Below are 25,380 nucleotides of genomic sequence, written 5' to 3' on the forward strand. Positions count from 1 at the left end.
AAGGCCAGCTACAGAGCGCGCAGGCGCGCGAGCGAAAGGAAGCGAAGGCCACCGAAATGGCCGCGCAGTCTCAGGCCGAAGAGGCAGGCGAAGATCTCGCGGCCGTCAAGAACGCCTCGGACGACCAGCGCGCCGCAGCCGAGGAGAGCGCACGCGCCTCCGAAAACCAGGCACGCGCCGAGCAGCAGGCGCAACGTGCCGCGGCCGAACAGGAGAAGGACCGTCGCGTCGCAGCCGAGGTGGCCAACGCCGAGGTCGACGCGAAAGCCGAGCAGATCGAAGCCGCAGCCGAGGGGCAAGCTGACTCCATCGCCGCCACTCAGGACGAGATCGATGCCGAAGCCGAGCATCGCCGGGAAGTCGCCGCCGCAGAAGCTGCGCGCGCCGAAGCCGAGCGGACCCGTCGCAATGCTTGACCTCGCTGCACACACCGAAACAGGAGCACCCCAGTCATGAATGTTCTCACCATCCCGCTGTCGATTCTTCGGTTCCAGTACAAACTCGTGCGGATTCCGCTGGGTCTGTTCGAAGCCAACGTCGTCGAAACCCTCGGTACCGAAGCACCTGCCCGGTTGGCATACGAGCGGACCGTCGGGTCGCTCGACAAGAAGGTCGGCAGCATTCTCGGCGATCGCGAAGCCCAGGAGCGTGGCGCGGCAGCCGTGCACCACGCCGACGATTTGGCTCGCGCGAAACGGCTCGAAGCCGAGGCCGACGCCAAGCAGGCCAAGGCGGACGCAAAGCTGAAAGAATCCCGCGAGACCGCTCAGCAGGAGCGCGAAGCCGCCGCAAAGGCCGCAAAGGAATCCGCGGAGCAGGCACGCAAGGACGCCGAGGAGCGCAAGAAGAAGGCCGCTCGAGAGGCCGACGACAAGGCCGCCGCAGAGAAGAAGAAGGCCGATGAGGTTGCGGCATCGCGCGCCCAAGCCGCGCAGAACGCAGCCAAGCAGCAGAAGAAGCAGATCGACAAGACAGAGAAGGTCGCCTCAGCGCCGGCCGAGGCAGAACTTGCCGATGCTGCGAACCACCAGGAAGAGGCCGAGGACAAGAAAGCCGAAGCCGACCGCATCGAGAAGCTGTTCAAGGCGGAGAAGGACTCCTAGAGCTTCTACTTTCCGCTTGCTCCGTTGCCCGCGCACAGCACGGGCAACGGGGCTTTTTTATGTGGGCGCTGCCGTCCGTGTGTGGGCGCTGACGCACCCGTGTGTCAAAAGTGCTGTTCCAACGACACTAAAGGCACACCGGCGGCGGAGCCGCCTACCGCCCCGCCCAGGCCGACCAGAGTTCGGCGTAGCGCCCACCGGCTGCGACGAGTTGGTCGTGCGGGCCTTCTTCGAGGATCTGGCCGTGTTCGAGGACGATGACACGGTCGGCTGCGGCCGCTTGCGTCAGGCGGTGTGCCACAACGAGAGTGGTGCGTCCTCGGGTCGCTGCTGCCGCGGCCGCTTCGAGGTCGCGTGCACCCGAGCTGCCCGCTTCGGCGGTTGCTTCGTCGAGAACAGCGACGGCCGGGTTTGCCAGCACGAGTCGCGCGAGGGCGAGTTGCTGCGATTGCGCCGACGTCAACTCACGGCCGCCCTCTCCGACGACGGTGTCGAGACCGTCGTCCAGGGTGTCGACCCAGACGTCTGCCCCGACGGTGGTGAGCGCAGCTTCGACGTCCTCGTGGCTCGCATCCGGGCGCGCGAGTCGGAGGTCGTCGATCAATGGCCCGGCGAAGACGTGGACTTCCTGGCTGACGATCGCGATGTGCCTGCGAAGTCCCTCGGCGCCGAGTGCGTCGAGGGAAGCGCCGCCGATCCGGATGTGCCCGGACGAGGCGTCGATCGCTCCGGCTGCGATGGCCGCGATGGTCGACTTCCCGGCACCGGTGGAGCCGACGAGCGCGACGGTCTCTCCCGCGTGCACGGTGAGGTCGATGCCGTGCAGTACCTCGTGCTCGGTGTCGTAGGCGTGCCGCAGGTTGCGGATTTCCAGGGTCGCGTCAGCCGGCGCAGCCCCTGTGCCCACGCTTCTGCCGTCGGGGATGTCGATGACGCCGACGAGGCGAGCGAGGCTGGCCCCGGCCGATTGCACGTCGTCGAAGGAGAACATGAGCATGCCTATCGGGTTGAACAGTCGGTGGAACAGCAACGCTGCCGCGGTGGTCTGGCCGACGGTGACGTAGCCGTCCTGAACGAAGATGAACCCGGCGGCAAGGATGACGGACAGGCCGACGCACTCGGCGCGGTTGCTGCGCGACCCGAATCGGGTGAAGAGGCGGAACACCCGAATGCCGATATCGCGCGCCTTGCCGGATGCGGAGTCGATTTCGGCGAGGTGAGCGTCTTCGAGCCCGTAGGCGCGGACGGTGCGCGCGCCCTGCATGCTGCTGATGAGCGCCTGCGACCGCTCACCCATGGCGACTCGTTCGGCGGCGTAGAGCGGCGCCGATCGGGGCAGGTACCAGCGAAGTGCCATGACGTACATGGGTATTGCGACCATTCCAGCCAGGCCGAGCCGCCAATCCAGGCTCAGCATGGCGACGACGCTCAACACCACGAGCAGCAACGCCGACACGATGTTGGGGATGACCTCGCCGATGGACTTGGCCATGACCGCGACATCGTCGCCGACGCGAGAAAGCAGGTCGCCTTTGCCCACTCGCTCGAGGGTGCCGACCGGGAGGTGCAGGGCGCGGCCGAGTACCCGTTCGCGGAGCGAGGCCAGGATGCCTTCGCCCAGTCGGCCGATGAGGTACGACCCGAGCGCGGTGAACACACCGCCGACGACGGCGGCCACGGTGATGATCGCGACGACGGTGACGATCGTCGACGTGGGCGCGCCGTCGATGACCCGGTCGACGAGGACGCCGAAGACATAGACGGGGATCAGCGACATGGCTGCGGCGACGGCATTGACGGCGAGGGTGAGCAGGGCGGGTCCGCGTCGACCGCGCAGTTCGTTCTTCACATAAACCCAGGAGCGCCGTCCGGTCGCGATGGGCAAAATCTCGGTCATCGCAGCACCGTTTCCTGGTAACGCTCGTCGTTCGCGGCAAGGTGGTGGTGGGTGCCCTCGGCGACGACCCGCCCGTCGTCGACGACCACGACGCGATGCGTGACTGCGAGCAGCGCCGGACTGGTGGTGACCAGGATGGTCGTCTGAGCATTCGAACCGGTGTGCCGGAGCTCCTCGATGCCGGCAGCGATGGCGTGCTCGGTGACCGCGTCGACCGCCGTCGTCGGGTCGTGCAGTACGAGAACGGGCGCAGACACAGCGAGTGCCCGTGCGAGAGCCACTCTTTGACGTTGTCCACCGGACAGGCTGGCGCCGCGATCGGTGACCGTGTGCTCGAGTCCGTGCTCGTGCATGTCGACGACGTCGGTGGCCGCGGAGGCAGAGAGCACTCGGTCGAGGTCTGCGTCGGCGTGATCGCGCCCGGCGGTGACGTTGGTGCGCACCGTGCCGGCGAACAGGTCGGTGTTGTGCGGTTCGACGAGCACCGTCCGGCGAACTTCGGGCAGGCCGAGGTCGCCGATCGCGACGCCGCCGACGGTGATGTCGCCGAGGTAGTCGTCGGGCGAGATCTGGCCGGACAGCAGTGCGGCCAATGCTTCACCATCCTGGGCTCGGAGCGAGACGACGCCGAGCAGCTCCCCCGGTGCGGCTGCCAGATCGAGTCCGTCGAGCGAGCGGTAGGTGACGCCCCGAACGGCGATGTCCGTTGCCTCGGGTGCGGGGGTATTGCCCTGGCCGAGAACATGATCGGCGCCAAGCACCAGCGCCAGCCGATCTGCCGATCCGCGAACCATGGCCGCGACACCGGGTAGCCGCGACATGGTTGTCAGCGGTTCGATGACGAACTGTGACAGTCCGACGACGGTGATGAGTTCGGCCACCGAGATGCGGCCCTGCAATGCGAACAGTCCCGCGGTGCCGGCGATGCCGACCGACAGGAGTGCACTGACCGTCGTCGACAAGCCGAGGTAGATGCTGTTGGCCTTCGCCATCTTCAGCGTCGCGGTCAGCGCCGTGCGACTGGTTCGGGCGAATCGCTCCGATGCGGCGTTTTCTGCACCGATGCCGCGCAGTGGGCGGACGCCACTGACCAGGTCGGTCGCCATCCCGGACACGCGGGCGATTTCCGCCTGCTGCGCCGTCGCGGTGCGCGTCAACAAGGGCGCGGCGCGTTGAAGCAGATACATGATGACGGGTGTGCCCACCAGGACGGCGAGCCCGAGCGGGATGTCGATGATGAGCAGCGCAACCGCGCACACCACTGTCGCGGTGATCGCGGCGACGGTGCGGGCGACGACGTCGAGGATCCACGACGTCTTCTCGGCGTCGGAGGTGGAGACCGTGAGCAGCTCTCCCGACACCAGATCGGTGCGCACGCCGCGTGGGTGAAGCACTCGGCCCGCCACCTCGACGCGCATCATGTGCGCTTCACGCTCGATGGCGACGACGATGATGCGCGCACCGAATCGGTAGGCGTACGACAGCACGACGAACAGCGCGGCCAACCCGACCAGCGACACGATCATCGCGCGCCCGTCCCCGGTGTCGATGGCCCGCCCGACGATGAGACCGATGGCCACCGGGACCATCGTCTCGCAGAACTGATGCACGCAGAAGAACAGCGACGAGATGATCATCCGTGCGCGCTGACGCCGAAGTGTGCGACGCAGGATCTCGCCGCCGGTCGCCGGAGATTCGGTGAGAGAAGGCACGGCCATCACGCCGCCGGCAGGAGAAAGTGCATCCGCAGACCCTATTGCATCGACCCGAACGGTCGGGACGCGTCGCTGCGGCGCGGACCACGAAGCTTCCCCTCGTGCGGAAAGTGGCGAGAGACCGCTCGATTTACATAGAGTCGTGGCGCGACGAGCAAAATTTCTCTCGCTCGCCCCCGCAGCCGACGAACACGGAGAAGATCATGGCCGCCAACACGACCACCGAAACCGACATCGCAGACGAGGACATCGAGCCTTTGGCCGACGAGACCGCGAGCCAGGCCCAGCGCGTCGTCGCAGCGTATGCCACCGATGCAGACGAGTGCCGCATGCTTCTGGCAATGCTGGGTATCGAACCCACAGCGAGGGTTGTCTGACTCGCACCGCTAGGTCGCCGGAATCGGCGACCGCCGAGAAGAAAAGGACCGCAGTGGCTGACGCCTCGCAGGGCTCGGATTTCGTCGTAGTGGCCAACAGGCTGCCCGTCGACCTGGAAACACTCCCGGACGGCAAGACACGGTGGAAGCGGAGCCCGGGAGGACTCGTCACCGCGCTCGAGCCGATCCTGCGTGCCAACAACGGCGCATGGGTCGGCTGGCCGGGAGTGCCGGACGTCGAGGTCAACCCGTTCATGGAGGACGGTCTCGAACTGTGCCCGGTCAAGCTGAGCGAGAAGGAAGTCGCCGACTACTACGAGGGCTTCTCCAACGGCACCCTGTGGCCGCTGTACCACGATGTCATCGTCAAGCCGGTGTACGACCGCTCGTGGTGGAACGCCTACGTCGAGATCAACCGTCGGTTCGCCGAGACGACGTCCGCGGCGGCCGCCGAGGGCGCCACGGTCTGGATTCAGGATTATCAGCTGCAGCTCGTTCCGAAGATGCTGCGAATGCTGCGCCCCGACCTGACCATCGGCTTCTTCCTGCACATCCCGTTCCCGCCGGTGGAACTGTTCATGCAGATGCCGTGGCGCACCGAGATCGTCGAGGGCCTCCTCGGCGCCGACCTCATCGGTTTCCATCTGGCCGGCGGCGCGCAGAACTTCCTGTACCTGGCTCGGCGACTGGCGGGCCAGGTGACGTCCCGCGGCACCGTAGGCGTGCGATCGAGGCTCGGATCAGTTCAGGTCGGATTCCGCACGGTCCGCGTCGGTGCTTTCCCGATCTCCATCGACTCCGGCGACCTCGACGAGAAGTCGCGGTCCAAGACTGTGCGCGACCGTGCCAGGCAGCTGCGCAAGGAACTCGGCAACCCCAAGCGAATCATGCTGGGCGTCGACCGACTCGACTACACCAAGGGCATCGACGTTCGGCTCAACGCCTACCGCGAACTGCTCGAAGAGGGCCGCGTCGATCCGGCGGAGAACGTCATCGTTCAGGTCGCCACCCCCAGCCGCGAACGCGTCGAGAGCTACAAAGCGATGCGCGGCGAGATCGAGCAACAGGTCGGACGCATCAACGGCGAGTACGGCCAGGTCGGCCGACCGGCGGTGCACTACGTCCACCGGCCCATTCCCCGCGACGACCTCATCGCGTACTACCTCGCGGCCGACGTCATGCTCGTCACTCCGCTACGTGACGGGATGAACCTGGTCGCCAAGGAGTACGTCGCGAGCCGCAGCGAACTGGGCGGCGCACTGGTGCTCAGCGAATTCACCGGCGCTGCAGCCGAATTGCGCCAGGCGTACCTGTGCAACCCGCACGACCTCGACAGCGTCAAGGACGCCATCGTGTCCGCACTGGAACAAGAGCCCGAAGCGGGCCGACGGCACATGCGCGCGATGCGGCGCCAGGTATTGGCCCACGATGTCGACCGGTGGGCTCGCGCATTCCTCAACGCACTGTCCAACCCACCCGAGGACGGCGGGGCCACGGTCTCCCGCTGACGGTCAGATCGGCTCGAGCTTGCTGGTCAGCCATCGGCCGTCGACCTTGTCCATGGTCATCCGCACCCGGCTGCCACTGCTGGCGGCCTCGGGGGCTTCGGAACTCGTGGTGATCTGGTTGAGGAACAGCAGCACGGTGGCCGATTCGGGTTCGGCGTCCACCACGGCCGCGCCCTGAACGGTGACCTGCACCGTCAGTGACTTCTCCTTCGCTGCCGGTGCGATGACATCGGTGACGAGCGTGGTGTACTCGTCGCGGAAGTCGCCCGTCAAACCCTCTGCTGCAGAACCCAACTGGTCGTCGACGCCGCCGAAATCGTAGGCGAGCATCGCGGTGGCCTGAGCTCGTGCGGCATCGACCGCGTCGGTTCGCGCCTGCTCGGTGTGCTGCGACTGCCGGTACTGATGAAACAGCACGCCGACGCCGACGGCCAACGCGAGCACCACGACGACGGCCAACGCGCGCAGCGCAGTACGAGAAACGGTCACGGCACGAACTCCACTCTCGACGCGGTCATCACGCCGCCGTCGTCGACGACCCGGATACGCAACCGGAAGTCGCGTGGTTGCGGCTGCTCGGCATCCGAGTTCTGCACCATCGCCCGGGCCGCGACCAACACCTCGGCGTAGTCCTCCCCGCTGTTCTCGATACCGGCCTCGATGATCTCACCGTTGGAGTCCACGCGGGCCTGCTGAACCACCTCGACGAACGGGCCCTCGCGCCCCTCGAATTCGGCCTTGAAATCGCCGCTCGCGCCGGCGAGCAGGCGGTCCACGTCGGCTTGCGCCGAATCCGGGTGAATGGTGGTCAGATTGAGCACGGTCTGCCGCGCGGTCTGCACGAACTCCTCGGCCCTGGCATCGTCGGCATTTGCCGTCCGCAGCCCCAAGGCAAAATAGACACACGCTGCCGACAGCGCGAGCACGACAAAAACGAACAACGCCGTCAGCACCCTGCTTCGACCGAGCCGACGACGGCTATCAGGAGCGGTGGGTTCCGGATCGGGCTCTGTTGTCGGAAGCTCTGTCTTCGGAAGCTCTGTCGTCGCAGCCCCTGTCTTCGCAGGCTCTGCCGTGACTGTGGCCGAGGCACCCGAGACCGGGCCCGCTGGACGGACTGCTCGCCGACGTGGGCGTGCTCCGGGTGGAGCCGGCGCGTCGTTGTCCATGACACCCTTTCTCGTCGATTCGGTCGCCGTCATGCTAACTAGAACCGGTTACCCTCGGTGGCCATTGGCGATATTGCATTTCAGGCTCGATGCCGCACACCCGCACTGGAACTCGTTATCTCTGCTGATAGCGTCGTTCGTCGAAGATCGTGTGAACGAGAGGACCGCCGGAAGATGACGCACACGCTCAACTGGCACGACGACGTCAGCCGTCAGGCACGCTTTCTGTCGGCTGCGATGAAGGTGACGCTCAAGCCGACGCTGAGCATGTGGCCGCTCACCGACGGCGGCATCAGGGCCATCGCACAACTGGACCGTGCGGTCGACCGCTTGCCGAAGCCTCCCCGCGTCACTATCGAACAGGTGAAGCTCGGCGGCGTTCCCTGCGAGAAGACGACGCACCCGCGGAATGCCACCGGCTCTCTCGACGGCGCGACGGTGCTGTATTTCCACGGCGGCGGATTCGTGTTCTGCGGATTGGCGACGCATCGCACGGCGTGCGCGACGATTGCTGCGCGCGCCGGCATTCCGGTGTACTCCGTCGAGTACCGGCAGATCCCGCACGGCGGAATCGGGACGTCCATCTTCGACGCCATGGTCGCCTATCGGGCCGCACTCGACAGCGTCACCGACCCGTCGAAGATCATCGTCGCAGGAGATTCGGCCGGCGGCTATCTCGCAATGAAGGTCGCCGAGATCGCCGTGCTGGAGGGCCTGACTCCACCTGCCGCGGTGCTGGGCTTTTCGCCGCTGCTCAATCTCGATCTGAAGAGCCACCCGCGGAAATTCATGAAGAAGGACGCGTACCTGCCGATGAAGCAGGTGCTCGCGCTCGAGGATCGCTGGATGAACGGCCCGGACGCCATTCCCGGAGCTGCATCGCCGATCGATGCCGATCCGTCGGTGTTCCCACCCGTGTTTCTGTCGTCGGCGCAGTACGAGTTGATGCGACCGGACGTCGAGGCAATGACGCGCAAGCTCGAAGATGCGGGCCAGGTCGTCGAGACGCATCTGTGGCGGGGTCAGGTTCACGCGTTCCCCGTTCTGGCCGGCGCGTTGCCGGAGGGCCGAGAAGTGTTGCGGCTCGCGGTGGATTTCGCTGCCCGCAATCTCTGACGCTTCACCCGACCTCCTGCTGGACCGTCATCAAGCCATGTAGGTCGTCGACCTCGCCGAGCGCCGGTTGGTGGTACGCGGTCCCGCCGGGCGCGACGTACATGCCGGTGTTGGGGTCGTACGGCCGTGCAGCGCTGGCGCCCTCAATGCTGCCCGAGTAATTCGCCGGCGCAATACTGCTGTCGCCGCTGGGGATTTCGGTGTACGACGGTTCGTTCGGTTCGATCGGCCCCCAGGGCGGGTTGTTACCCAGGGGCACGTAGCCCTCGCGGCACAGTTCGGGGGTCGGTGCGCGTCGCCCTGGCACTTCCATGCACGGGAGATTTCGGGCACCACGGACGGCGGTGCTGTCGTTCTGACTCACCTTGCAGAACAGGTCGGGCGGGCTGTCGGGGACGGTGAGGTCGTTGGGGTCGCGCCGCTGCTCGGGCGTCAGAAACCCGGTGGTGCACGCCGGTGGGTCGTTGACTTCGAGCTGGAAGTCGACGATGGCACCTTCGTCGGCGGGGCCGCTACCGGCTGCGGTCACGAGCGCTGCGGTGACCGGCGGGTACAGCACCAGAATCTGTTCGATTCCGGCGTTGTAGATGACGCCCACTTCGCCGACGCTGACGAGGTTGGCCACCAGGAGCGGCAGGGTCGGCCGTAGGTTCTGGAACAGCGTGTTCGCTTCCGTGGCGGCGGACGGGGCCTTGGCCAGCACGTCGCGAAGGTCGGGGTCGCTGGCACGCAATTGGTCGGTGAAGGTGGCGAGGTTGCTCGTCCACGATCGGATCGCGTCGCTGCTCACCACCTGACCGTCGAGCAGCGGGCCGGCCTGATCGAGCAGTGTTGTCGTCTGTTCGGCATTGGCCTGGGCTTCTTGCACGAACAGTCGCGTCGAGTCGATGAGTTGCGCTAGCTCGGGCCCGGTTCCGTTGAACGCCTGGAACGATTCGTCGACGACGGTCTGTAGCCGAGTGTCGGAGATGCTCGCCAGCAGCACGTCGGCCTGATCCAGCATGGGCCCCACGTCCTGCGGCACCGAAGTGCGTTCGGCCGGAATGACATCGCCGTCCGTCAGCGTCGGGCCGCTACCGCTGGTCGGAATCAGGTCCACGTACTGCTCACCGATCGCGGACACGCTCTTGACCTGCGCTTCGACATCGGCGGGTATGTCGAAGGAACTGTCGATGGACAGCGACGCGTCGACGCCGTCCTGGGTGAGCCGCACCCGCTCGACCTCCCCGACTGTCGTACCGCGGTAGGTGACGTTGGCGAACGGATAGAGGCCACCCGTCGTCTCGAGTTCGACGGTGACGCCGATGCGACCGATGCCGACGAGTGCGGGCGCGCCGACATACCTCGTCGCCATGACGAGCAAGCCGATGACGGTGAGGATTGAAAAAATGATCAGCTGCGCGCGGACGAACCTGGTGAGCATCATGGCGCGGGTACCCCCACACCGGGGATGGGCAGGCCTGGTATCTGGGGCATCGGTATTTGGGGCAGTTCGATGGGCGGCAGACCGGGGATCTGCAGGTTCGGCGCAACGGGACCGCGAAGCGGATCGGTGGCAGACGCCGCCGTGGGAGCTGCCTGCGTTCCGAGTGCACCTTCGAGGCCACCCATCCGGCCTGCCAGCGGAGTGCCCGTCAGGAAGTTCGCGTCGATGCGCGGGAGCGAGAGGTCGATGGTCATCGCGAGATTGGCGTAGTCACCGCGAATGACGTTGTCGATGCCTTCCTGCGGGAACGGGTAGGTCAGCAGCACCGACAGCACATCGGTCAACGCGTTGCCCGAGTCGGCCAGAGCGCGCAGCACCGGAGTGAGGCTCGTGATGTTGGTGTCCAGGTCCTGCCCCGACGACTCGACGAGCCGCGAGACGACGTCGCTCATCGCGCCGAGCGAGGTGAAGGCTGTGGTGATATCGGGACGCTGCGCTGTCAGCACGTCCAGAGCGGGCGGCACCTCGTTCAATGCCCTTGTCAACGTGGCGTTCTGGTTCTGCACGTTGACCGCGAGCCGATCGATCCCGCTCATCGCGTCGATGATGTCCCCGCGCTGATCGTCAAGACTGGTCACCAACTCGTCGAGCCGCGGAAGGAGATCGCGGAACGAATCCTCCCTACCTCCGATCGCGTTGTTCAGCTCGGTCGTGATGTCCTGGATTTGGGCCAGCCCGCCCCCGTTGAGCACCACCGACAACGACGACAGCGTCTCCTCGGTGGTCGGGTAGGCACCCGCTCGCTCCAACGGAACGACGTCGCCGGGTTCCAAGCGGCCCTCGGCGTCCTCGGGCACGACGAGTGCGAGGTGCTGGGATCCGAGCAACGACGTCTGCCCGATCTTGGCGGTGACGTTCTCCGGCAACTCGACCCCGGCGTTCAGCGCCACCGTCACCAAAGCGTGCCAATTCTGCACCTCGATGGCGTCGACGCTACCGACCGTCACATCGTCGACCATCACCGGCGAATTCTGCGACAGCGTCGTCACATTCGGCATCTGTACCTGCACCAGGTAGGCACCGTCACCGCGGCCCTCGGTGCCGGGTAGCGGAAGCGAATTCAGGCCGTCCCACTGACAACCCGCCAGCGTGAACGCCAATGCGCACGTCACCGCCGTCACGCGAGCCTTCCTTCCCGCAGTGATCCTCACCGTCCTCCTCCCAACAAGTCGTCCAAGCTGGGCACCTGCACAGTCGGCATCTCGGGTTCGGGAGGAGAGGGTGCGGGCGGCGCCGCTCGTTCGAGGCCGGGCTCGGTGTAGACGATTTGATTCTCGAAGGCGTCGACGCCCATGATCGGATTGGCCAGGAACGCTGGATAATTGAACACCAGCGAGCTCAGCACCGGCCCGAGGTACTGCTTGCACAGGGCGGCGCTGCGCTCGGACGTCGCATTCTCGATGCCCGCGACAGCGCCACAGACGAAGTTGATGGGATTGCCGAAGTTGTTCGCCGCGATCGCACCCGTCAGCGTTCCCTGGGCGGGCTGATAGATGTTGTTGAAGTTGGCGAGCGCGTTCGGGCCGGCGTGCAGCACGCGTTCGATCTCCGGGCGTTTGGTTGTGAGCACCGCTGTGGCGTCGGCGAGTCTGGCGACGCCCTCGACGAGACCTGCTTGATTGTCGGCGATGAAGCGCTGCACCTCCCCGACGGCGATGTTCAGATCGGTCATCGCGGTGCCGAAGTCGTCGGAGCTCTGCGCGAGCATCTGGGACACCGAGGACAGTCGGCCACCGAACTGGACGATCTGCTCGTTGCTGTTCGACAGCGCGCCGACGAACGCCTGCAGGTTACGGATGACACCGAACAGGTCGGTACGCCCGTTGGACAGCACCGCCATGGTGTCGGAGAGTTCGGTCAGCGTCGCCCGCAGCGATGCACCGTTGCCGTCGAGGTTGTCCGCTGCGGTGTCGATGAATCTCCCCGCCGGCCCCTGCCCGTCCACGCCGTCCGGGCCGAGCGCCGTGGACAGCTTCGTCAGCTCGGTTTTGATTTCGTCCCATTCGACGGGTACCGCTGTGCGTTCCATGGGAATCGTTGCGCTGTCGGCAAGTTGGGGTCCGCCCGCATAGACGGGCGTCAACTGCACGAACCGCGCCGACACCAGGCTCTGCGCGATGATCACCGCTTTCGCATCGGCGGGGACGTCGATGTCGCCGTCGATCTTCATCGTCACGGATGCACTCTCACCCTGCGGATCGATTGCGGTCACCTTGCCCACGTCGACGCCCAGCACGCGGACGGCGTCGCCCTCGTACAGTCCGGTCGTCGAGGAGAACATCGCGACGACGGTGCGCTGCGTCATCGACCTGTACAGGAGGTAGCCGGAGGCGACCAACGCCAGAACGAGTACGCCGGCAACGAGACCGAGGGTCTTCTTCGTTTTCATGTCACTGCCCCGCTGGTTTCAGGATGGGTGGCGCGTTCTTGGGAAGGAGATCCGCCAGCGTGCCCGGCAGCTGTTCTGGCGCAACAACACTGTCGACGACGGTCTTCCACCACGAACTCGGCAGGATGTTCTGGATGTAGGCGTTGAAGAACGGCCCGCTGGCGACCGATTCGCCGAGTGCACTGATGTACGGACCGAGACCGTCGAGGGCGGCCGCGATGTTCTCGTTGTTCTTCTGCAGCACGGCCACAACTGAATTGAGCTTGTCCATGGTAGGACCGAGCTGGGCCTGGTTCTCCTGAACCAGCGCTGTCAGCTGCCGCGACACCGCCGAAATGTGCGTGATCAGTTGACTGATCGCGGTGCGCCGGCGGTCGAGCTCGCCGAACAGTTCGTTGCCGTCGAGAATGAGCTGGTTGATCTGCCCGCTGCGCTCCGCCAATATGCCCGTGACGCTTTCGGCGCGCTCGAGCAGGTCGTACAGGCTCTCGTCGCGAGAATTGATGCTCTCCGACAGCCGAGACACACCGTCGAGCGCGGCGGTGAGCTCGGGTGGAGTCTCCGCAAAGGTGTCCGAAACGACGTTCATCGCGTCGCCGAGCTGCGCAGTGTCCAGCTCGGAGACGGTGGTGCCGAGGTCGCCGAGCGCCTCGGTCAGCGAATAGGGCGAATTGGTTCGGCTCGACGGGATGGTGTCGTGTGCACCGATCGAACCTTCGCCCGCAGGAGCAACTTTCAGTGACTTGCGGCCGAGGATCGTGTTGGTCTTGATGTCGACCGTCGTCGCGTCGCCCAGTTCGATGTTCTCCTGAACGGTGAACTCGGCGCGTACCTCGCGCCCGGACAGTTCGATCTTCTCGACCGAGCCGACGGTGACACCGGCGACCATGACGTCGTCGCCGACCACGAGTCCACCCGCATCGAGGAACGAGGCCGAGTAGACGGTGCCCGCGGACAGGAAGGGCAACCGGTCGTACTGCAGCGTCGCGAGCACGATGCACACGGCCAGAACAATGCCGATGACACCGACCTGGACAGGATTCCTAGTTCTGTCCATTCGGAGCGCACCTCCCCGTGTCCTGCTTCGCCGTCGGCACCAGAAGGGTACGGCCGTCGGGACCGGACAGCTTGAAAGTGTTGGAACACAGGTAGAACTGGAAGAAGCTGCCGTACGAGCCGACGCGTATCAGTTTCTTGTAGTCGCTGGGTAGCCTCGTCAGGACCCGGTCGATGTTGTCCTTGCCGAGGTCGAGTTGGGTCGCGGTGCGGCCGGCCTCGGCGATCATCGACTGAATGTCGGGCCGCGTCGCCTGCAGGAGGCCGGCGAGGTCGGCTGTTGCGGAATCGATGCGGGGGATCGCGTCCCCGATGGGGCTTCGATCCTCGGCGAGCCCGCTGACCAACTGCTGCAACGAGTCGATCGTCGTGGTGAACTGATCGCCCTGGTCGTCGATCGTGCTCAGAGTCGTCTCGAGGTGGGTGATGACGTCGCCGATGAGTTGGTCGCGGTCGGCGAGCGTATCGGTGAACGAGCCGGTGTTACCGAGCAGAGACACCAGCGTCCCGCCTTGGCCCTGCAGTACGTGGAGCAGAGCCGCCGACAGATCGTTGACCTGCTGCGGGTCCAACCCCCGCAACAGAGGTTTGAACCCACCGAGAAGTAGGTCGAGGTCCAGCGCAGGAGCCGTCTGCTCCACCGGAATGGTGCCACCGCCGGGTAGTTCGTCGACGCTCCCCGGCCCCTCGAGCAGTTCGAGATAGCGGTCACCGACGAGGTTCTCGTAGCGGACGGTGGCTGCCGTACTGGTGAGGAGCCGATATTTCGAGTCCACGTCGAAGTCGATCTCGGCGAGCCCATCGGCCACGTCGACGCCCTGCACCGCGCCCACGGGAACGCCTGCGATGCGCACCTTGTCCCCCGACTGCAGACTTGACGCGTCGGTGAACACCGCGCGGTACTCGTCGGTGCTGCCGAAGCGGTACTGACTGAACACCACCGCCAACGCCCCGAAGATCACCACCATCACGAACGCGAAGATCGACAGCTTGACCGCATTGCCCCTCATGGCCACGCTCCGGCGAACAGGAACTGGAAGATGGTCGGTACGTTGACGGACGGTTGCGTCGACGGAATGTAGGGCTGAGTTCCGGTGTCCGCGACGACGAACGGCGCGGGCCCCTGCTTGGGGTCGAAGTCGGGCAGGCCGTGGCAGTTCGGTCCGCCCGATGCCGCGATCTTGGGCAGGTCCTTCTCCACCGTGTACGCGGGGTCGCCCAGCAAGAAGCTCGAACTCAGTTGGATCGACGCACTGTCTCCGGCTCCGGCGAGCGGACCGAATGCGAGTCGGCCGTTGTTCAAGCCGACGAGGAAGCAGGTCAGAGCCGGCGAGTACTCGTCGAGCAGGGTCGTGGTTTCGGTCAACGTTCCCAGGGCGGTGTTCAGCGGTTGCTCGTTCTCGGCGAGGACGGCTCCCGCGGTGTCGGCGAGCCCGGTGACGTTCATCAGCAGCAGATCGAGGTTGGCCTGCTCACCGACGATGGTGGCCGAGGTGGCGGTCGCGTTGTCGAGTACCCGCATGAGGTCGCCGGTCGCGTCGGCGTACACGTTGGTGACGACGGCGGAAGCGGACAGGTCTCGTTGCAGCGCAGGGAGACTAGGATTCATCGTCTCGAGATACGAATCCGTGTCGGCGACGAGTTCGCCCAGTTGATCACCCCTCCCCCGCAGAGCGGACGACACCGCGCCCAGCGTCGCGTTGAGCTTGTCCGGTTCCAACTTCTGCAGCACCTCCGACAGGTGCTGGAACAGCGTGTTGAATTCGACGGTCACGCTGTCGGCGGAGATGACGGCTCCGGCCTCGATGCTGCTCGACGACGGGTCGGGGGGAACGACGAAGTTGACGTACTTGGCGCCGAACACCGTCGTGGACTTGATCTCCACGCCCGCGTTGGCCGGAATCAACGACAGTGTCGACGGGTCGAGCGCGAGGACAATGCGTGCGGCGCCGTCGTCGTGTTCGATGGACGCGACCCGGCCGACCTCGACACCGCGCAACTTGACCTTGGCCTGTGGGTCCATGACGAGTCCGGCCCGATCGGAGGTGACGGTCACCGGAACCGTCGAGGTGAAGCCGCCGGCGAATGTCGTGAGCGCGAAGGCCACGACGGCGACGATCGCGAGAACCAATCCGGCTGCGGCGAGCTTCTTCATCACGCGCCTAGCCGGAGAGGTTGAAGTTGCCGGAGCTGCCGTAGACGGCGAGCGAGATCAACAACGTCACCGTGACGACGGCGATGAGCGAGGCACGGACCGCATTGCCCACTGCCACACCGACACCCACGGGGCCGCCGCTCGCGGTGTAGCCGTAATAGGTGTGGATCAGCATCACCGCGAGCGCCATGACGATGGCCTGCGCGAACGACCACAGGATGTCCGTCGGGATGAGGAAGGTGTCGAAGTAATGGTCGTACACCCCGGACGACTGACCGTAGATCACCACCGTCGCGAACCGGCTGGCGACGAACGACGCGATCACGGCGAGGGAGTACAGCGGCACGATGGCAACCATGCCCGCCAGTACCCGCGTGCTGACGAGGTACGGGATGGACGGAATGGCCATCGACTCGAGGGCGTCGATCTCCTCCGAGACACGCATCGCGCCCAGCTGCGCCGTCGAACCGGCACCGATGGTGGCGGCGAGGCCGATCCCGGCGATGACGGGCGCCGCGATACGCACATTGATGAAGGCGGCGAAGAATCCCGTGAGCGCCTCGACACCGATGTTGCCGAGTGACGAAAACCCCTGCACGGCAATGGTTCCACCTGCGAATAGCGTCAGGAACCCGACGATGACCACGGTGCCGCCGATGACGGCGAGTGCGCCGGAGCCCATGCTGATCTCGGCCACGAGGCGCAGCGTTTCCCTCTTGTAGCGGACGGCCGCCCGCGGAACCGATCCGAGGGCCCGCAGGAAGAAGATGGTCTGATCGCCCAGACGGTCGACCGAGCCTGAAGCCCGTGCCACTCGCCTACGCGTCAGCGGAAATCGGCCTGCTGCAGCGAGGGCCATTCAACGCCCCCTCATCCGGCCGTCAACTTGATGCCGACGGCGGTGACGACGACGTTGACGACGAAGAGCGCCATGAAGGCGAAGACGACGGTTTGATTGACGGCGTCGCCGACACTCTTTGCGCCGCCCTTGACGTTCAGCCCGAGGAAGCATGCGACCAATCCGGCGATCATGCCGAACAACCCTGCCTTGACCTGCGAGACGACGAGCTCGCCGAAACCGGTGAGCAGAGTGATACCGCTGACGAACGACCCTGGGTTGACTCCCTGCAGGAAGACCGAGAACACGAAGCCGCCGAGGATGCCGATGGTGCACACCAGTCCGTTGAGCAGCAGGGCGACGACGGTCGACGCGAGCACTCGGGGAACCACGAGTCGGTGGATCGGGTTGATACCGAGGACACGCATCGCGTCGATCTCTTCGCGGATGGTGCGCGCTGCGAGGTCCGCGCAGATGGCCGTGGCGCCTGCCCCCGCGACGATGAGCACGGTGACGATGGGGCCGACCTGTGTGACGGCTCCGAGGGCTGCGCCTGCACCACTGAGGTCGGCGGCACCGATTTCACGCAGCAGGATATTGATGGTGAAGCTCACGAGGACGGTGAACGGGACGGCCACCAACACGGTCGGGACCATGGAAACGCGTGCGATGAACCAGGCCTGATCGACGAACTCCCTGCGCTGGAAGGGACGCGAGAACACCGCCCGCAGAGTGAAGAACGCCATGTCGAAGAACGCACCGACCGCGCGCAGCGGAACAGCGAGAAGGTCGTTCACTGGCCCTCCCCTGCTGGTCGTCCATCGAATCCGGCCGGTTCACTAGAACACGTTCTCATTCTGACGCTTCGCACTCGTGCGCGGGCGAAAATGCGACGATTCACGTACCGGCCGCGACCTGCGGTGCCAAGTTCAGCGCCGCCCCCGCCGAGAAGGTTCGATCCGGATCACGGCCCGAGAAGTGCGCGCCGAGTTCGTTCGCCAGCGACGCAGCGGTCCATGCACCCGACGGGGCATCGAACCGCTCTTCGACGACCGGCGCCGCCATCAACGCCACCATCGGGCCGTAGACCACGAATACCTGACCGGTGATGTCGTCGGCCGCGGGTGAGGCGAGATACTGCACCAGGGTTGCGACGTGTTCCGGCGCAAGGGGATCCACGACACCGTCGGGAGCGGCGCCGAACACGTTCTCCGTCATCGACGTTCGCGCTCGCGGGCAGATCGCGTTGGCACGCACGCCGTATCGGGACAACGCGCGTGAGGCCGAGAGCGTCAGTGCCGTGATGCCGGCTTTCGCGGCGCCATAGTTGGCCTGCCCCTCCGGACCGAGCAGCCCTGCCTCCGAGGACGTGTTGACGAGCCGGCCGTACACCGGTGCGTCCGCCCGTTTCGATTCGGCGCGCCAGTATGCACCCGCATTGCGGGTCATCAGGAAATGGCCGCGGAGATGGACCCGAATGACTGCATCCCACTCGTCGTCGGACATGTTGAACAGCATGCGATCTCGGACGATCCCGGCATTGTTGACCACGATGTCCACGCGACCGAAATGCTCCTGCGCGGCGGCGAACATGGCGTCGGCGGTCGAACGTTCGGCCACATCGCCGGACACGAACGTCGCGCCCGAGCCCGTCGCGAGGATGAGGTCGACGGTCTCGTCGGCAGCGGAGCCTGCAGCGATGTCACCGAGCACGATGTTCGCGCCCGCCTGGGCGAGTCCGATCGCTTCGGCCCGCCCGAGACCGGATGCGCCGCCGGTGACGAGTGCAACCCGTCCGTCCAGTCGTACCTGTTGATCGCTCACGGACTAAAATGTAGAACGTGTTCTCGTTTTAGGCAAGGATCGACGGCTCACGCTTTCCACTGCAGCGCTGCCCGCGGGCACCCCGCGATCGCTTCCTCGATGGCGTCACGGTTCTCCGGAAGCCCGTCTGCATCGGAGACGATCAGCTCGTCGTCATCGTTCAGATCGAACACCTCCGGAGCCAGCCCGACGCACACACCATTGGCTTCGCACAAATCGAAGTCCACCTCGACCATTGCTTGCTCCTTTCGTGCGACTCCGTCGCCCGTGTGCACTTAATGTCGCCCCAACAGCACTTTCGATGCACGGGGACGTAGTCACACTAGAACCCGTTACACCCAGTGTGCAATGATTCGACCAACCTGGAACGTGTTGCAGAAACGAGGCGCTTCATGCACATCGCGTACACGGACGAGCAGGCTGCGCTCCGCAGCGAACTGCGCGCCTACTTCGCCACCCTCATCACCCCGGAACGGCGCCTTGCACTGAGCTCGACGTCAGGTGAATACGGCGAGGGCACGGTCTACCGCGACGTCGTGCGGCAGATGGGCAAGGACGGTTGGCTCGCTCTCGGATGGCCCGAGGAGTTCGGCGGACAGGCTCGATCGGCCATGGAACAGCTCATCTTCACCGACGAGGCAGCCGTCGCAGGCGCCCCTGTTCCATTTCTGACGATCAACAGCGTCGCGCCGACGATCATGGCGTTCGGCACCGAGGAACAGAAGGCATATTTCCTCCCGCGGATCGCGGCGGGCGAACTGCACTTCTCCATCGGCTACTCCGAGCCGGGCGCCGGCACCGATCTGGCCTCACTACGCACCACCGCTGTGCACGACGGAAACGATTTCGTCATCAACGGTCAGAAGATGTGGACCTCCCTGATCCAGTACGCCGACTACGTCTGGCTCGCCTGCCGGACCGACCCGTCCACCCTCGACGCCGGCGCGAAGAAGCACCGCGGCATCAGCATGCTCATCGTGCCCACCGACGCCGACGGCTTCTCCTGGACGCCCGTCCACACGATGGCGGGGCCCGACACCAGCGCCACCTACTACCAGGACGTACGCGTACCGCGCAGCGCACTCGTCGGGGAAGAAAATCGCGGCTGGTCGCTCATCACCAATCAGCTCAACCACGAACGCGTCGCATTGACCTCCGCCGGCCCGCTCGTCGCGTCGCTGCGCGAGATCCGCGCGTGGGCGCAGAACACCAAGCGGCCCGACGGCACCCGCGTCATCGACGAGGAATGGGTTCGAATCGCGCTGGCCCGGGTGCAGGCGAAGGTGTCGTACCTCGAACTCCTCAACTGGGACATCGCCGGCTCGGCGCACACGCCCGGTCCGGCCGACGCCTCTGCCAACAAGGTCTACGGCACCGAGCTCGCCACCGAGGCGTACCGAACCATGATGGAAATTCTCGGACCCTCCGCCACCCTCCGGCAGGGATCACCCGGCGCCCAACTGCACGGCCGACTCGAACGCCTGCACCGCTCGTCGCTGATCCTCACCTTCGGCGGCGGCACCAACGAGGTACAGCGCGACATCATCGGTATGGCCGCGCTCGGACTGCCCGCTTCCGCTCGCTGATCAGGAGTAGAGCCATGGATTTCACCACCACCGAAGCCCAGCGTGACCTGGCCGGGCTCACCCGCGACATCGTCGCCAAGCACAGCACCAACGATGTGCAGCGGCGTCTCGACGTGCACCCCGACGCCATCGACACGACGCTGTGGCAGGCGCTCGCGCAGGCAGGTGTTCTCTCGGCGGCGTTGCCCCAGAACATCGGTGGCGACGGCTACGGCATTCTCGAATCCTCATCCATCGCAACCGAACTCGGGCGCGGCCTCGCTGCGGTCCCGTTCGTCGTCCACAGCGCGGCGGCCGCTGCCATCGCGGACTTCGGGTCACCCGAACAATGCACCGAGTGGGCGACGCCGGCAGCCGCGGGCACGTCGATGCTGTCGCTGGCCTTCGACGAGGAACACGGCGACGACCCCCTCGATCCACTCCTGCGGGCCGAGCCACGAGGCGACCGTTGGTCGCTCACCGGCGCCAAGATGTGCGTCGACAGCGCCCCCGCCGCCGACGGCTTCCTGATCACCACCACCGACGGTGTCTTCCTCGTGCGCCGAGACGACCCCGGAGTCGGCGTCGTCTCGCAGTCCGGGGTCGACATTCGCAGCATGGGCATCGTCGAAGTGAACTCCGTTGCGCTGGATACTGACCGGCGACTATCGCATCCGGACTTGATACGGCGCCTCCTGACGCATGCGACCCTCGGCACGTGCGCCTATCAGGTGGGCGTCCTCGAGGAGTCCCTCCGCGTCACCGCCGAATACGCCCGTGAGCGCGTGCAGTTCGGTAAGCCCATCGGCAGCTTTCAGGCGGTGGCGCAGCGGCTGGCCGACGCGTACATCGACGTCAAGGGCGCACGGCTGACGATGTGGAAGGCCGCATGGGCGCTGTCGGCAGGACACCCTGCGGACGACGAGGTGGCCATCGCGAAATTCTGGGCGGCGGAGGCCGGTCACCGGGTGGCGCACACGCTGGTGCACGTACACGGCGGCGTCGGCCTCGATCGCGACCATCCCGTGCACCGGTACTTCCTCGCAGCCAAACGCTCCGAGTTCGCCTACGGCGGGGCAACTGCGCAACTCAGACGCCTCGGCCGGTCGCTCGCCACCGTTCCTGCCTGATGGACACCGTCGCCGACCTGCTACTCGCGCGCCGGGACGACCACGACACCGCCCTGCTGTTCGAGAACCGTCGGGTGACTTGGGCCGAGCACGTGGATATTTCACGTCGATGGGCGAGCTCCATCGACAGAATGCTCGACGAGACCTCCCCGCGGCATGTCGGAGTGCTTCTGGACAACATCCCGGAATTCTCGTACCTTCTCGGGGCCGCGGCGCTCGGCGGGTTCGTCCTCGTCGGGCTGAATTCGACGCGTTCCGCCGCAGCGCTCGTCGAGGATGCGCGCCGGACTCACTGTCGATTCGTGCTCACGGACACCGCACGTATCGGCACGCTCTCGACGCCCTCGTTCGACGCCACCTCCGCGGACTGGCGGGCTCGAATGTCGGCCGGGCCGGCCATGACACCGGTCGTCGACGAGCTCATGATGCTCGTCTTCACCTCCGGAACCAGCGGCGATCCGAAGGCGGTTCGGTGCACCCACAGCAAGGTTGCGGCACCTGGACGCATGCTGGCCGAGCGGTTCGACCTGGGCCCACAGGACACGGTCTACGTGTCGATGCCGTTGTTCCACTCCAACGCCGTGATGGCCGGGTGGTCGGTGGCACTGGCGTCGGGTGCGAATCTGGCTCTCCGACGCACGTTCTCGGCATCGGGATTCTTCTCCGACGTGCGCGCCTTCGGAGCCACGTACGCCAACTATGTCGGCACTCCGCTCTCGTACGTTCTGCAGACGCCGCAGCGACCCGACGATCGGGACAATCCCCTGCGCGTCGCATACGGCAACGAGGCGACGCCGGGCGCCGCAGCGCACTTCGCCGAGCGGTTCGGGGTGCGCGTGGTCGACGGATTCGGATCTTCCGAGGGCGGAGTCTCGATTGCGCGGACCCCCGACACTCCACCCGGCGCTCTAGGGCCACTTCCCGACGGCGTCGAGATACATGCAGTGGACGGGTCACGTTGCGCTTCAGCACTGTTCGACCAGCATGGAGCTCTGCTCAACGAAAGCGATGCCGTCGGTGAGCTCGTCAATACGTCGGGACCCGGCATGTTCTGCGGCTACTACGACGACCCCGAGGCCGAAGCCGACCGGATGCGGCACGGCATGTACTACAGCGGCGATCTGGCCTACGCGGACGTCGACGGGTACGCGTACTTCGCGGGCCGCTCGTCGGGCTGGTTGCGAGTCGGCGGCGAGAACCTCGGCTCCGCACCGATCGAGCGAATCCTGCTCCGACACAGCGGGGTCGAGGCCGTCAGTGTCTACGGAGTGCCTGCAGCAGGCCCGGGCGATCGGGTGATGGCAGCGATCGTCGCGCCGAGCAACGTCATGGACGGGTTCGCCGGTTTCTTGGCCGCGCAATCGGACCTGTCGGCTCGGGCGCATCCACACCTCGTGCGAGTGTGCACCGAACTGCCCCGCACCGCGAGCCACAAGATTCTGGCGCGTCGTCTTCAGCAGCAGAGATGGAACACCGACGATCCGATCTGGCTGGCCGAGGGTGCCGGCAGCGAGTTCCGGCTGCTGTCTGAGGCGGAGCGCCGCGAACTCGATAAATCGATTGGCAGTCGCCCCGCCCGGTGATACTCAGTGCTGGCCGAGTTCAAGCGCCGGTCTACGGCCCAGCGGCAGCTGCGCCGAAGCCGCGAGCGTTGAGCGGTCAGTCGAACAAGGTGGGCGACCCGGGTTCCGTCGCCGCGGATGCTGCCGTTTCGTTAGCGGCGGCCTCTGCGGGCACGGCCTTGCGTACAACGGACAGCGTGGTGGTGCGGACGGAGAGGCGGTGTCCACCGTGGTGTTCGAGCAGGGCGCGTCCCTGACGGATTTCGAGCACCTTCCAGGGTCCGGCATGACCGCTCGCCTGTACCAGGTCGCCCACTGCGATCGCGGAAGCCACTGCTCGTCTCCATTCGGTAGATGCACTCTTTTCCCGCGTCAGCCTAGTGGTCGACCACGCCCGATATCGGTGAAGGACGGGGTACCGGCCACGTCGTCGACAGCGAGCACCACCCTTACGAAACCGACCGATTGCCCGGATTAACCCCTACCACACGGTCCTATCGACGGGTTTCATTGTGCAACACATTGTTTGGATTCGACGGGCCTCGTCCGATGAGTTACTTTTGAAGCACTATGCCCGCCTCCGTGACTCGTGCCGAGACCCTGTCCGTCGTGGTACCCGCATACAACGAAGAGGCGTACATCGGTCTCTGCCTGAAGTCTCTCGTCGCCCAGAGCGACGATCTGCACGAGATCATCGTCGTGGACAACAACTCCACCGACCGCACGGCAGCCGTCGTTCGCGCCTTCATGGCAACCGAACCGAAGGTCAAACTCCTCGTCGAGACCGCCCCGGGCGTCGCACACGCACGCAACGCGGGCTTCCGAGCGGCCACCGGTGACGTGCTCGGTCGCGTCGACGCGGACACCCGCGTGCGACCGGGCTGGGCCCGCGCGATCCTCGACCACCTTGGGGCTGAGCGCGCACACGTCGGCGCCGTCACGGGCCTCAACCTGCCGTACGACTCCCCCGTCCGCGGCCTCGAGGCCTGGTGGTTCGGCCGCCACCTGAGGAAGGGCGCCATCGGCGGCGGACGAGAAGTCCAGAACCTGCACGGTGCCAACATGGCCATCAGGCGCACCGCGTGGCGACGCGTCGAGAACCTGGTCAGCACCGACGGGCACCTGCACGAGGACCTCGATCTCGCCTTGTGCCTCGGAGCCGTCGATGTACGGATTGCTCAGCTGTCGAACATGAACGTCGACGTCTCTCCGCGCCGAGCTCTCACTCCGCCGACGCAGTTCCACGAATACATCGACTGCGGCATCCGCACCTTCGAACACCACGGCGCGATGACCCCCGAAAAGCACAAGGCGCTGCGTCTGCACTGGTGGTGGCACATTCTGGTCTACGCGGTATACCGGCCGTACGATCCGGCGAAGCGTCGCTACTCCCTGCGCTACCTCATCGGGCCGACGAGGTCGCGCATGCTGCCCGTAACCGCCGACGCCGCCTCGGTCACCGTCACGCAGGCAACCCAGTCGACCGGCTGATCGTCAGCGAATAGCCGACAATCTCGTCACTGCGTCCTCGAAGCCGCCGACCAGTTCGGCGACGATGTCCGCCACGGGCCTGATCTCGTTCATGTGTCCGACGATCTGACCAACCGGCATCGCAACGACATCCGGGTTCTCGGCATCGTTGATTCGCTGGTGCGCTTCGCTGACCAGAATGTTCTGCAACGGCATCGGCAACGGATCCGGCGCCTCAGGCCTGTTCCACGCGTCGGTCCACTTGGTTTTGAGCAGCCGGGCGGGCTTGCCCGAATAGATCCTGGTGCGCACGGTGTCGCTCGACGTGGCAGCGAGCAGCGCCTCCTGCATGGCCGACGGCTTACCCTCGTGCCGCGCGCCCAACCGGTACTCCGCCGCCGTGAGCCACGTCGACCCCATCCACACCCCGTGCGCACCCAGCGCCAACGCGGCAGCCACCTGACGCCCACTGCCGATGCCGCCGGCCGCGAGCACACTCGCCTCGCCGCCCACTGCGTCGACTATCTCGGGAAGAAGCACCATCGACGCGATCTCACCGGTATGACCCCCTGCTTCGTACCCCTGAGCGATGACGATGTCGACGCCGTTGCCGACATGCCTGCGTGCGTGTTCGGCCGTGCCCGCCAACGCGGCGACGGGCACGCCGTGCCGGTGGGCCTGCTCGACGACGTCGTTCGGCGGCGAACCCAACGCGTTGGCGATCAGCTTGATCGGATGCCGAAGCGCCACGTCGACGTGCGAACGAGCCACCGAGTGCAACCACCCCAGAACGCCCTCGTTACGCACCGCATCGGCACCGAGCGGCGGCACCCCGAGCTCTGCGAGGGTGCGATCGATGAACGCACGGTGCTCAGTGGGAATCAGCTGATCCAGGTCGACCGACGCGCCCTCGGTGGGGATCTTGGCAGGCATGACGATGTCCACGCCGTATGGCTTGCCGTCGGTGTTCTCGTCCATCCAGGTCAGGACCGCGTCGAGCTCGTCCGCGTCGTTGAACCG

25 protein-coding genes are annotated in these 25,380 nt (G+C 65.8%); 9 read left to right on the forward strand and 16 right to left on the reverse strand.

The features are described 5' to 3' along the window. The coding region (locus WBQ44_RS19000; RefSeq protein ID WP_495568224.1) for a general stress protein CsbD at positions 1-416 on the forward strand (416 nt) is incomplete at its 5' end. 36 nt (positions 417-452) lie between these two features. Continuing rightward, positions 453-1,103, forward strand: coding sequence for a hypothetical protein (locus tag WBQ44_RS19005; protein WP_495568225.1), 651 nt, complete (start codon positions 453-455; stop codon positions 1,101-1,103). A 154-nt stretch (positions 1,104-1,257) separates the two neighbouring features. On the opposite strand, the gene WBQ44_RS19010 is transcribed toward WBQ44_RS19005, so the two are convergent. Next, positions 1,258-3,000, reverse strand: coding sequence for an ABC transporter ATP-binding protein (locus WBQ44_RS19010; RefSeq protein WP_495568226.1), 1,743 nt, complete (start codon positions 2,998-3,000; stop codon positions 1,258-1,260). Continuing rightward, complete coding sequence (locus tag WBQ44_RS19015) at positions 2,997-4,718, reverse strand: ABC transporter ATP-binding protein (RefSeq protein WP_495568227.1); 1,722 nt, start codon at positions 4,716-4,718, stop codon at positions 2,997-2,999. The genes WBQ44_RS19010 and WBQ44_RS19015 overlap by 4 nt, the downstream gene beginning before the upstream one ends. Positions 4,719-4,918: 200 nt before the next feature. Here WBQ44_RS19015 and WBQ44_RS19020 point away from each other — a divergent pair, with 200 nt between their 5' ends. Further along, entirely contained in the window at positions 4,919-5,092 is a 174-nt protein-coding gene (locus tag WBQ44_RS19020) for a hypothetical protein (protein ID WP_495568228.1), read from the forward strand. 53 nt (positions 5,093-5,145) lie between these two features. Continuing rightward, entirely contained in the window at positions 5,146-6,600 is a 1,455-nt protein-coding gene (locus WBQ44_RS19025) for an alpha,alpha-trehalose-phosphate synthase (UDP-forming) (protein WP_495568229.1), read from the forward strand. 3 nt (positions 6,601-6,603) lie between these two features. Here the strand turns inward: WBQ44_RS19025 and WBQ44_RS19030 are convergent, their stop codons facing one another. Further along, entirely contained in the window at positions 6,604-7,089 is a 486-nt protein-coding gene (locus WBQ44_RS19030) for an Rv1363c family protein (protein ID WP_495568230.1), read from the reverse strand. After that, entirely contained in the window at positions 7,086-7,553 is a 468-nt protein-coding gene (locus WBQ44_RS19035) for an Rv1363c family protein (RefSeq protein WP_495568231.1), read from the reverse strand. The genes WBQ44_RS19030 and WBQ44_RS19035 overlap by 4 nt, the downstream gene beginning before the upstream one ends. 390 nt (positions 7,554-7,943) lie before the next feature. On the opposite strand from WBQ44_RS19035, the gene WBQ44_RS19040 reads away from it, so the two are divergent. Further along, positions 7,944-8,885, forward strand: a complete 942-nt coding sequence (locus tag WBQ44_RS19040; RefSeq protein ID WP_495568232.1) for an alpha/beta hydrolase — start codon at positions 7,944-7,946, stop codon at positions 8,883-8,885. A gap of 4 nt (positions 8,886-8,889) precedes the next feature. Here WBQ44_RS19040 and WBQ44_RS19045 read toward each other — a convergent pair whose 3' ends face one another. The 10 genes from WBQ44_RS19045 to WBQ44_RS19090 form a co-directional block, all read right to left on the reverse strand. Beyond that, a complete protein-coding gene (locus WBQ44_RS19045) occupies positions 8,890-10,311 on the reverse strand; it encodes an MCE family protein (protein WP_495568233.1) in 1,422 nt (473 codons plus the stop codon). Further along, complete coding sequence (locus WBQ44_RS19050) at positions 10,308-11,516, reverse strand: MCE family protein (protein ID WP_495568248.1); 1,209 nt, start codon at positions 11,514-11,516, stop codon at positions 10,308-10,310. Before WBQ44_RS19050 ends, WBQ44_RS19045 begins: the two co-directional genes overlap by 4 nt. 2 nt (positions 11,517-11,518) lie before the next feature. Next, positions 11,519-12,760, reverse strand: a complete 1,242-nt coding sequence (locus WBQ44_RS19055) for an MCE family protein (protein WP_495568234.1) — start codon at positions 12,758-12,760, stop codon at positions 11,519-11,521. A 1-nt stretch (position 12,761) separates the two neighbouring features. After that, complete coding sequence (locus WBQ44_RS19060; RefSeq protein WP_495568235.1) at positions 12,762-13,817, reverse strand: MCE family protein; 1,056 nt, start codon at positions 13,815-13,817, stop codon at positions 12,762-12,764. Continuing rightward, positions 13,804-14,826 carry an MCE family protein gene (locus tag WBQ44_RS19065; RefSeq protein WP_495568236.1) on the reverse strand — a complete coding sequence of 341 codons (1,023 nt, stop codon included), beginning with the start codon at positions 14,824-14,826 and terminating at the stop codon, positions 13,804-13,806. Before WBQ44_RS19065 ends, WBQ44_RS19060 begins: the two co-directional genes overlap by 14 nt. Further along, positions 14,823-15,971 (reverse strand): MCE family protein, encoded by a 1,149-nt coding sequence (locus WBQ44_RS19070; protein ID WP_495568237.1) that lies wholly within the window; start codon positions 15,969-15,971, stop codon positions 14,823-14,825. The genes WBQ44_RS19065 and WBQ44_RS19070 overlap by 4 nt, the downstream gene beginning before the upstream one ends. Positions 15,972-15,978: 7 nt before the next feature. Beyond that, positions 15,979-16,830, reverse strand: coding sequence for an MlaE family ABC transporter permease (locus WBQ44_RS19075; RefSeq protein ID WP_495568238.1), 852 nt, complete (start codon positions 16,828-16,830; stop codon positions 15,979-15,981). Positions 16,831-16,841: 11 nt separating this feature from the next. After that, positions 16,842-17,606, reverse strand: a complete 765-nt coding sequence (locus tag WBQ44_RS19080; protein ID WP_495568239.1) for an MlaE family ABC transporter permease — start codon at positions 17,604-17,606, stop codon at positions 16,842-16,844. A 100-nt stretch (positions 17,607-17,706) separates the two neighbouring features. Next, positions 17,707-18,633, reverse strand: coding sequence for a 3-oxoacyl-ACP reductase (locus WBQ44_RS19085; RefSeq protein ID WP_495568240.1), 927 nt, complete (start codon positions 18,631-18,633; stop codon positions 17,707-17,709). 47 nt (positions 18,634-18,680) lie between these two features. After that, the gene (locus WBQ44_RS19090; RefSeq protein ID WP_495568241.1) at positions 18,681-18,869 is read right to left on the reverse strand and encodes a ferredoxin; all 189 of its coding nucleotides are present in this window, start codon (positions 18,867-18,869) and stop codon (positions 18,681-18,683) included. 156 nt (positions 18,870-19,025) lie between these two features. Between WBQ44_RS19090 and WBQ44_RS19095 the strand changes: the two genes are divergently transcribed. Genes WBQ44_RS19095 through WBQ44_RS19105 form a run of 3 tightly spaced genes read left to right on the forward strand, consistent with a single transcriptional unit; the run spans position 19,026 to position 22,911 of the window. Next, positions 19,026-20,219, forward strand: a complete 1,194-nt coding sequence (locus tag WBQ44_RS19095) for an acyl-CoA dehydrogenase family protein (protein WP_495568242.1) — start codon at positions 19,026-19,028, stop codon at positions 20,217-20,219. Between the two features lie 14 nt (positions 20,220-20,233). Beyond that, positions 20,234-21,328 (forward strand): acyl-CoA dehydrogenase family protein, encoded by a 1,095-nt coding sequence (locus WBQ44_RS19100; protein WP_495568243.1) that lies wholly within the window; start codon positions 20,234-20,236, stop codon positions 21,326-21,328. Continuing rightward, on the forward strand, positions 21,328-22,911 hold the full coding sequence (locus WBQ44_RS19105; protein WP_495568244.1) for a long-chain-fatty-acid--CoA ligase: 1,584 nt from the start codon (positions 21,328-21,330) through the stop codon (positions 22,909-22,911). The genes WBQ44_RS19100 and WBQ44_RS19105 overlap by 1 nt, the downstream gene beginning before the upstream one ends. 76 nt (positions 22,912-22,987) lie before the next feature. Here the strand turns inward: WBQ44_RS19105 and WBQ44_RS19110 are convergent, their stop codons facing one another. After that, positions 22,988-23,224, reverse strand: coding sequence for a hypothetical protein (locus tag WBQ44_RS19110; protein WP_495568245.1), 237 nt, complete (start codon positions 23,222-23,224; stop codon positions 22,988-22,990). A gap of 248 nt (positions 23,225-23,472) precedes the next feature. On the opposite strand from WBQ44_RS19110, the gene WBQ44_RS19115 reads away from it, so the two are divergent. Next, a complete protein-coding gene (locus tag WBQ44_RS19115; RefSeq protein WP_495568246.1) occupies positions 23,473-24,381 on the forward strand; it encodes a glycosyltransferase family 2 protein in 909 nt (302 codons plus the stop codon). A 3-nt stretch (positions 24,382-24,384) separates the two neighbouring features. Here WBQ44_RS19115 and WBQ44_RS19120 read toward each other — a convergent pair. Further along, positions 24,385-25,380, reverse strand: a 996-nt coding sequence (locus tag WBQ44_RS19120; RefSeq protein WP_495568247.1) for an NAD(P)H-dependent flavin oxidoreductase, incomplete at its 5' end; no start/stop codon positions are given.

Origin of the sequence: Rhodococcus sp. (in: high G+C Gram-positive bacteria) (assembly GCF_049591685.1) — a bacterium.
Lineage (GTDB): Bacteria > Actinomycetota > Actinomycetes > Mycobacteriales > Mycobacteriaceae > Rhodococcoides.

What these genes read in the sequence shown, in the direction of transcription:
- WBQ44_RS19005 (WP_495568225.1), top strand. Translation starts at nt 453, where the DNA reads ATGAATGTTCTCACCATCCCGCTGTCGATTCTTCGGTTCCAGTACAAA.
- WBQ44_RS19010 (WP_495568226.1), bottom strand. Translation starts at nt 3,000, where the DNA reads ATGACCGAGATTTTGCCCATCGCGACCGGACGGCGCTCCTGGGTTTAT.
- WBQ44_RS19015 (WP_495568227.1), bottom strand. Translation starts at nt 4,718, where the DNA reads ATGGCCGTGCCTTCTCTCACCGAATCTCCGGCGACCGGCGGCGAGATC.
- WBQ44_RS19020 (WP_495568228.1), top strand. Translation starts at nt 4,919, where the DNA reads ATGGCCGCCAACACGACCACCGAAACCGACATCGCAGACGAGGACATC.
- WBQ44_RS19040 (WP_495568232.1), top strand. Translation starts at nt 7,944, where the DNA reads ATGACGCACACGCTCAACTGGCACGACGACGTCAGCCGTCAGGCACGC.
- WBQ44_RS19045 (WP_495568233.1), bottom strand. Translation starts at nt 10,311, where the DNA reads ATGATGCTCACCAGGTTCGTCCGCGCGCAGCTGATCATTTTTTCAATC.
- WBQ44_RS19055 (WP_495568234.1), bottom strand. Translation starts at nt 12,760, where the DNA reads ATGAAAACGAAGAAGACCCTCGGTCTCGTTGCCGGCGTACTCGTTCTG.
- WBQ44_RS19060 (WP_495568235.1), bottom strand. Translation starts at nt 13,817, where the DNA reads ATGGACAGAACTAGGAATCCTGTCCAGGTCGGTGTCATCGGCATTGTT.
- WBQ44_RS19065 (WP_495568236.1), bottom strand. Translation starts at nt 14,826, where the DNA reads ATGAGGGGCAATGCGGTCAAGCTGTCGATCTTCGCGTTCGTGATGGTG.
- WBQ44_RS19070 (WP_495568237.1), bottom strand. Translation starts at nt 15,971, where the DNA reads ATGAAGAAGCTCGCCGCAGCCGGATTGGTTCTCGCGATCGTCGCCGTC.
- WBQ44_RS19075 (WP_495568238.1), bottom strand. Translation starts at nt 16,830, where the DNA reads ATGGCCCTCGCTGCAGCAGGCCGATTTCCGCTGACGCGTAGGCGAGTG.
- WBQ44_RS19090 (WP_495568241.1), bottom strand. Translation starts at nt 18,869, where the DNA reads ATGGTCGAGGTGGACTTCGATTTGTGCGAAGCCAATGGTGTGTGCGTC.
- WBQ44_RS19095 (WP_495568242.1), top strand. Translation starts at nt 19,026, where the DNA reads ATGCACATCGCGTACACGGACGAGCAGGCTGCGCTCCGCAGCGAACTG.
- WBQ44_RS19100 (WP_495568243.1), top strand. Translation starts at nt 20,234, where the DNA reads ATGGATTTCACCACCACCGAAGCCCAGCGTGACCTGGCCGGGCTCACC.
- WBQ44_RS19105 (WP_495568244.1), top strand. Translation starts at nt 21,328, where the DNA reads ATGGACACCGTCGCCGACCTGCTACTCGCGCGCCGGGACGACCACGAC.